The organism is Thermanaerothrix sp. (assembly GCF_056331585.1).
Genome location: NZ_JBWGPQ010000031.1, coordinates 20771 through 27500, shown reverse-complemented (window position 1 = coordinate 27500; position 6730 = coordinate 20771). Strand labels below are relative to the sequence as shown.

At 56.6% G+C, this 6730-nt stretch carries 7 protein-coding genes (1 of these 7 only partly in view); 1 reads left to right on the top strand and 6 read right to left on the bottom strand.

The window, feature by feature from the left end:
• A protein-coding gene (locus tag AC01YT_RS10605; RefSeq protein ID WP_476675261.1) for a VanW family protein crosses the window boundary here: on the top strand, positions 1-1467 show its 3' portion. Its footprint begins 405 nt before the window's first position; the window shows 1467 of its 1872 coding nt (coding positions 406-1872); its start codon lies beyond the left edge, outside the window; it ends in the stop codon at positions 1465-1467.
• A 15-nt stretch (positions 1468-1482) separates the two neighbouring features.
• Here the strand turns inward: AC01YT_RS10605 and AC01YT_RS10600 are convergent, their stop codons facing one another.
• The 6 genes from AC01YT_RS10600 to AC01YT_RS10575 all read right to left on the bottom strand — a co-directional run bounded on the left by AC01YT_RS10600 (position 1483) and on the right by AC01YT_RS10575 (position 6725).
• Positions 1483-2508 carry an alkaline phosphatase family protein gene (locus tag AC01YT_RS10600; protein ID WP_476675259.1) on the bottom strand — a complete coding sequence of 342 codons (1026 nt, stop codon included), beginning with the start codon at positions 2506-2508 and terminating at the stop codon, positions 1483-1485.
• A 70-nt stretch (positions 2509-2578) separates the two neighbouring features.
• Positions 2579-3271, bottom strand: coding sequence for a protein-L-isoaspartate(D-aspartate) O-methyltransferase (locus tag AC01YT_RS10595; protein WP_476675257.1), 693 nt, complete (start codon positions 3269-3271; stop codon positions 2579-2581).
• Positions 3272-3413: 142 nt separating this feature from the next.
• Positions 3414-4469, bottom strand: a complete 1056-nt coding sequence (gene mutY, locus AC01YT_RS10590) for an A/G-specific adenine glycosylase (protein WP_476675255.1) — start codon at positions 4467-4469, stop codon at positions 3414-3416.
• A gap of 12 nt (positions 4470-4481) precedes the next feature.
• Positions 4482-4784, bottom strand: a complete 303-nt coding sequence (locus AC01YT_RS10585; protein ID WP_476675253.1) for a hypothetical protein — start codon at positions 4782-4784, stop codon at positions 4482-4484.
• Between the two features lie 11 nt (positions 4785-4795).
• Positions 4796-5446, bottom strand: coding sequence for an MBL fold metallo-hydrolase (locus AC01YT_RS10580; RefSeq protein WP_476675251.1), 651 nt, complete (start codon positions 5444-5446; stop codon positions 4796-4798).
• Positions 5447-5522: 76 nt separating this feature from the next.
• Positions 5523-6725: an MFS transporter gene (locus AC01YT_RS10575; protein ID WP_476675249.1), complete on the bottom strand. Its 1203-nt coding sequence runs from the start codon at positions 6723-6725 to the stop codon at positions 5523-5525.
• Positions 6726-6730: the final 5 nt, after the last annotated feature.

Here is a 6730-nt window from a genome sequence, read left to right as displayed (position 1 = left end):
AGCACCGTTGCCCCTGTATTGATCTTTGATCAGCGCATTGCTCACCAGCAACTGGTTAACCTCGCCCAGGAGATTGATCATCCGGTGCTCGAGGCCAGCCTCGGCCTTCAGGGCACCGAGGTGATTGTGCGTTCTGGCGAAATTGGCCGCACTCTGGATATCGAAGCCTCATTGCTTCTGCTTACCCACCAATTACAAACGCTCACAGACGGCGTCGTGCCGCTAATCGTGCGCGAGACCCCACCGCTGATCCTGGATGCCAGTGCTCAGGCCGAAGTCGCGCGCCGTATCCTCAGCCAGCCGCTGACGATCACCTTGCCTGAAGATCAGCCCGATTTTGGCCAGGTGGGTCCGTGGGTCTTTGACCCACCCACGCTGGCCGGCATGCTTGCCATCGAACGCGTGCAGAACGAACAGGGTGCCACCTATCAGGTGACGCTCCAGCGAGATGCCTTGCTTAATTTCCTGAGCAACTTGGCGCCCACCCTAGCTAAAGACCCTCAGAATGCGCGCTTCATTTTCAACGATGATACCCGTCAATTGGAACTGATTCAACATGCCGTCATTGGGCGCCGCCTCAACATCGAAGCCAGTCTCCGCACCATTCAGGAAAAAGTCACCCAGGGCGAACACACCGTCGCCCTGGTCTTCGATTACACCCCACCGCCGGTCACCGATGATGCCACCGCCGAGCAACTAGGCATCCGTGAATTGATCCACGCCGAGACGAGTTACTTCTATGGCTCCAGCCGCGAACGGGTGCAGAATATCCAGGCTGCGGCGGCGCGCTTCCATGGCTTGCTAGTGGCACCGGGCGAAGTATTTTCCATGGCTCAGGCCTTGGGTGATATCACCCTCGATAACGGCTACGCCGAAGCTCTCATCATCGTCGGCAACCAGACCATCAAAGGGGTTGGGGGCGGTGTGTGTCAGGTCAGCACCACTCTCTTTCGGGCTGCGTTCTTTGCCGGTTACCCAATCATCGAGCGCCATGCTCACGCCTATCGGGTCTACTACTACGAGAAAGTGGCCGGCAACCGCATCAACCCCCGTCTGGCCGGCCTGGATGCAACCGTTTTTGTCCCATTGGTGGACTTTAAGTTCAAAAACGATACCCCCTACTGGTTGTTGATGGAAACCTACGTTAACCCCGCCGCCAGCACTTTGACCTGGAAGTTCTATTCCACCTCTGACGGCCGCCGGGTCGAGTGGGACACCACCGGCCCGATCAATGTGGTGGATCCACCCCCACCACTTTACCGCGAAAACCCCGACCTCGCCCAGGGAGAGATCAAGCAGGTCGATTGGGAAGCCCAAGGCGCCGATGTGATCGTCACCCGCACGGTTTACCGCAACGGCGAAGTGTATCTGCAAGATACGTTCAAGACCCACTACCGTCCCTGGCAAGCCGTCTATGAATATGGCCCCGGCACCGAGGTACCAACCCCTGAGAGCACCGAGGGATAAACCTCATCCTTGGAACTATTCAGGCCACTCCCAGGGGGCTACGATCAGGGGCGTTTGAGCATCGGCAGCATGCCCCAAGAGGGGCAAATTCCAAGCGGTAGCGATGGTCTTGAGCAGTGAGTAATGATTGTATGGGGTATCGTCCTGAAAACCACGTTTGACCCAGGGTGAAATCAATACCGTGGCGACGCGCCCACCGCCTGGTTCAAAGCCACAACAACCCTGTTCACTCTGCCCTTCATCCCAGGTCAGGACGATCAAACCCGCGTCAGACAACGTGGGATACGCCCACAGACGCTGCAACCACGTATCTACCCACGCATCGACCACATCCAGCCCACAATCGTGCCCGGAATTGCACAAATCAGGTGTGATGAAAGCAAAATCGGGCAATCGTCCGGTGGCAAGGTCGTTTTCCAATTCACTCAACGCCACCACGTGATTCTGGCACCGCTCCGTATCGGTGCGGATGGGATCAAAGTAAATAAACGGATTGTGCTTCGGCGCATAACGGCGAGTGTATTGCAGGTAACACGGTTGGGGCATGGCTTCCTGATAGGTCTTCCAGGTGCGCCCGCTGGCTTCGATCAAATCCGGTAGGCTGGTGGCATTGACATAGCAATCAATGCAATTGGTGCGAATGCCAAAGGTATCTCCGCCAATGAGTGCCAGGTAGTTGGGTAAACTAGGGCGCGTAATGGCATAGTAACGGGTTAGCAGCGTGTAGTCGCTTGCCCAGCGGTTATAGACCGGCATCTGGGGATTGCCGATCACCCGCGTGATCTCACGGTTTTCAAAGATCAAAATCACAATGTGCCGAAACGCCGGTACCACGGGTCGCGGGGTGGCGGTCATGGTTGGTGTAGGAAAAAGTGCTTCGGTTGCACTGGGGGTAAAGGACGGTGTCATCGGGACGACCTGAGGGGATAAAATGGGCGGCGGCGTTTCCACCCCTGACGAGGGAGAAATCGAGGACGAAACTGCTGGAGCACAGGCAATCAACAACACAGTCAGCAACGCTACCCCCACGGTTCGGAGCATCCCACCTATGGGGAGATTGGCGCCCAGGAACGCGGTAAACCCCCAGGTCACAAGACCATTTGGGTTATTCCTATGCTTCAGACTCATTTTCTTCAAAGCGTTCCCAGGCCTGAGGGCTCCAGCCAAAGCGCCCGCGCAATGGGACAAAACTGACTGGCAGAATATCCTCATAATCCACATGACCCTTTTCTTTCCTCCATACTTGTAATACCTGGCCCATATAATCTCCAATCGGGATGACCAAACGCCCCCCCTCATCCAATTGCTCCACTAACGGGGGTGGTGGGGCTGCCGCGGCGGCAGTTACGATAATGCCCTGGTAGGGTGCCGCCTCCGGATAGCCCAAACTGCCATCGCCACAGATCACGGTGATGTTTTTTAACCCTAAGCGCTCAAATGTCGCCTTTGCCCGTTGTGCTAACACCTCGTGGCGCTCGATGGTATAGACCCATTTAGCCAACACGCTGAGGATGGCTGCCTGGTAACCGGAGCCGGTGCCCACCTCCAGCACCTTTTCATCTCCCTGGAGTTCAAGGAGTGAGGTCATGAGGGCCACAATGAACGGCTGCGAGATCGTCTGCCCTTTACCGATAGGCAGGGGGCCATCATCGTAGGCACGCGAGCGCAGTGCCGGGGGAACAAACTCATGGCGCGGTATACGCCGGAAAGCCTCCAGCACCCGCGGATCGCGAATCCCGCGCCGTTCAATCTGCTCCACCACCATGGCTTCGCGCCACGCCGCAAAGACATCTTCACCAGTCACGCTCGCCTCCACTGTTTCAGCCCTCCCAGCCGATAACCCGCCCTAATCCATATTGTACATAATTTAGGGCACAGGAGATGCACTTTATTTTTCCCTAGCCCCCGCGCAACGCAGGAAAAGCTCACCCCGACGGTGTTGACCTTTACATAAGAGCGCGCGCAATCTGACGATCCAATTTACCCATCGGGTAGTGTGAGAGATGGGCTAATGGCACCCATTCCAGCGCAGTAGCCTCCAAGGGCTGTGGCTCGCCGCCTACCAGCCGGCAGTGAAAGGCATGCAAGGTGACTCGAAAGTGACTGTACGCATGATGAAACACCCCCACCTTTGTAACTATCTCAATCGTCGTTCCCAGTTCTTCCTGGATTTCCCGTTCCAACGCCGCTTCCAGGCTCTCGCCGGGTTCCTGCTTGCCGCCCGGGAACTCCCACATCCCGCCCAGCAATCCTTGCGGCGGGCGTTGCGCCAGCAACACCCGTCCCTCGCGCCAAATCACCGCTGCAGTGACGATGTAATGAGGCACAGTTTTCCGCGACTGCCGAACCGGGCGTTGCGCCTGCGTGCCCCGTGCCCGAGCCAAGCACAACTCAGCCAATGGGCACACATCACAACGGGATGAGCGAGGTGTACACACCATTGCCCCCAAATCCATCAGGGCCTGGTTAAAATCACCAGGCCGCTCCGGGGGTATATGCTCTTGCCCCAATCGCTTCAACTCATGTTCCCCGGCCGGAGTATTGACCGGCACGTCCAAATCGAACAGGCGCGCCAACACCCGCCGTACATTTCCATCCAACGCTAACACCGGTTCACCAAAAGCAATCGAAGCAATGGCCGCCGCGGTATACGGACCGACCCCCGGCAGGGACTGCCACTCTTCTGCCTTTTGTGGCCAAGCGCCACCCCGCTCTTCGACGATAACTTGTGAAGCTCGGTGCAACGCACGTGCCCGGTGATAATAGCCCAAACCCTCCCACAAGCGCAACACATCTTGCACCGAGGCGGCTGCCAGGGTTTCCAGGGTGGGAAAATGCGCCATCCAGCGCTCGAAATACGGCACGACCGTCTCGACCTGGGTTTGTTGAAGCATCACCTCCGAAACCCATACCCGATACGGGTTGGGGGGATCTTCACGCCAGGGCAGAGAACGGGCATTTTGGTCAAACCAGGCCAGCAGGCGCTGCGCCAGTTCACTCACCGTGCCCTCATGTCAGAACTGAAAACCACCGCGAGCTTCCACAATCTTGAACGAATAGTTCTTGACAAAATCTTGCAACTGGTTGTTAAGCGCTTTCCACTCATCCGATTGCAAAATTTGGCGCGCCTTGCTGGCCGAGGATGCCACAGCACCGACCAGGATTTGAGGGTGATCCCCAAAGACGGTAGCCCAGGCATCACTCAGTTCAAACCCCAAGCGCTGCACCCCAGGAATAAATTCGCGCACCACAAACTCGAAATATTCCTGTTCGCGATCAGGGCGGATATCCCAAGACATCAACAACTTGACGGCCAAGGTTAACTCCTCTAATGATGCTGATACTCCAAAACAATCACTTGCGTTTCTTCCGGCAAAGCATTCACACTGTTGACTTTCAGCACCGGTTGCGGGGTGACCTCGTTCAGCCCCATCGCCTTGAGGAATTTGTTCAAGCCATCCAGTTTAACCGCGCTATCCGGGGTAGCGTAATGCATCGGGATGACGATACTAGGTTCCAACAGGCTGACCACCTCGGCGGCTTTGGCCGCGTTGAGTGTACTCCCCCCACCCACCGGCACCAACACGATGTGCACCGGGCCCAAGGATTCCACCTCAGCCTGGGTCGGCACGCGATTAAGGTTGCCAAGGTGCAAGACGTTAATCCCATTATACTCAATCAAATACAAGGTGTTACGTGGTTCGTCCGTGGTTTTTTTCCCCGTGCCGTTGGTCTGCAATCCCGTAATAAATACCCCGCCAATCTCATACTCACCCGGGCCAGTAATGACGTAGGGCTCTCCCTTTACTCCCGCAAGATAATTGTGTCCCGGAGCGGCATGACTGATGGTCACAATATCGGCTTTGAGTTTGAGTGGCGCATATCCCACCGCGCGATGATCATAAGGGTCTGTGACCACCGTGGCCAGGTTGCGCTCGGTAATCCGAAAACAGGAATGACCGTACCAGGTAATCTCCATGTAGCCTCCAGCGTTCGTTATGATTATACCAATAAAGCCTCCGTGCTCAGGGATAGATACAATCTAAGGCTACGCTTTAATCTTCACCGCCCACTCCCGGCACCTCAGGCACCAATTCCGCCACTTGCACCCGCCGCAACGCCACTAAGGCTAGGGTATTAAAGAGAATCGCTAGGCCTAGGTTAACACCGAACCCCAGTGAGTAAGTTAATGGCCCTAATACCGCTCCCACCGCTCGCCCCAGCGAGAAAGCGGCAATTGTTCCCGCCATTACCGTCGCCCGCAGGGCCGGGAACGTACCCGACATCAACGGCAAGAAACTCACCAGAGCAAATTCAAAGGTCAGGTAAAAGAGAAACAGCCCCACTAACGCCCCGGTAATCGTCTTGCCCAGCAGGAACAACCCCACTGCCGAGAGGCTGTTGAGCATGATGCCCACCGCCACTGCCCGTTCCTTGCCCAGACGATCCACCCACAGCGCCGAAATGCCTTCACCCAGCAGTTCCGAGGCACCAATCACCACCGAAGCCGCACCCAACGCCGCCAATTGCAAGGCAAACTGGGACTCCAACCACAACCCAAACACCAGGTTAACCATCTCGTTAGCGCTGGTCAGCGCCAAGCCCATCGCCAAGCCAATCAAAACGTGGGGGGAGTGCAGTAAAGCCCGCACCTGCAAGCGTGAGGTCGCCGCCGAATGCCGTTCCCCTTGCGGATCACGCGGCACCAACCACCATAATACCCCCAGCAAAACGACCCCAACCAGGGCAAATACCACGAACGGCGCCCACCAGATACGAACACGCTCAACCAGCCACCCTACCGCCGGGATCCCCAAGATGAAACTCAGTGACCATCCTAGTTCAGTGAGGCCCATGACCCGACCCCGTTCGGCATAGGCAACCCGATCCCCGAGAAAGGCCTGCATCGCCGGCAGAAACACCTGATAGGCACTGGCCATCAGGAACAATCCGATCAGAAAACTTCCATAGTTGGGTAAAAGTGCGACCAGCCCGCTCCCGAGGACAAACATTCCCAACCCGGCTAACATGGCTGGACGCTGTCCGTAACGATCCGTCAACGGTGCTAACAGTGGCCCCACCACGCCGCTGAACGAACGCAGGGTCAGCACCAGCGAAAACGCAGGTAACGAAACCCCTAAACCACCTTGGAAGAACGAGAAGAAGGGATAGACCATACGGTAACTGGTGTTGATTAAAATCCGAATCAATGTAAAAAGCCCCACCTGTACCCCTAATGGACGCATGGACTGTTTCATCGTTA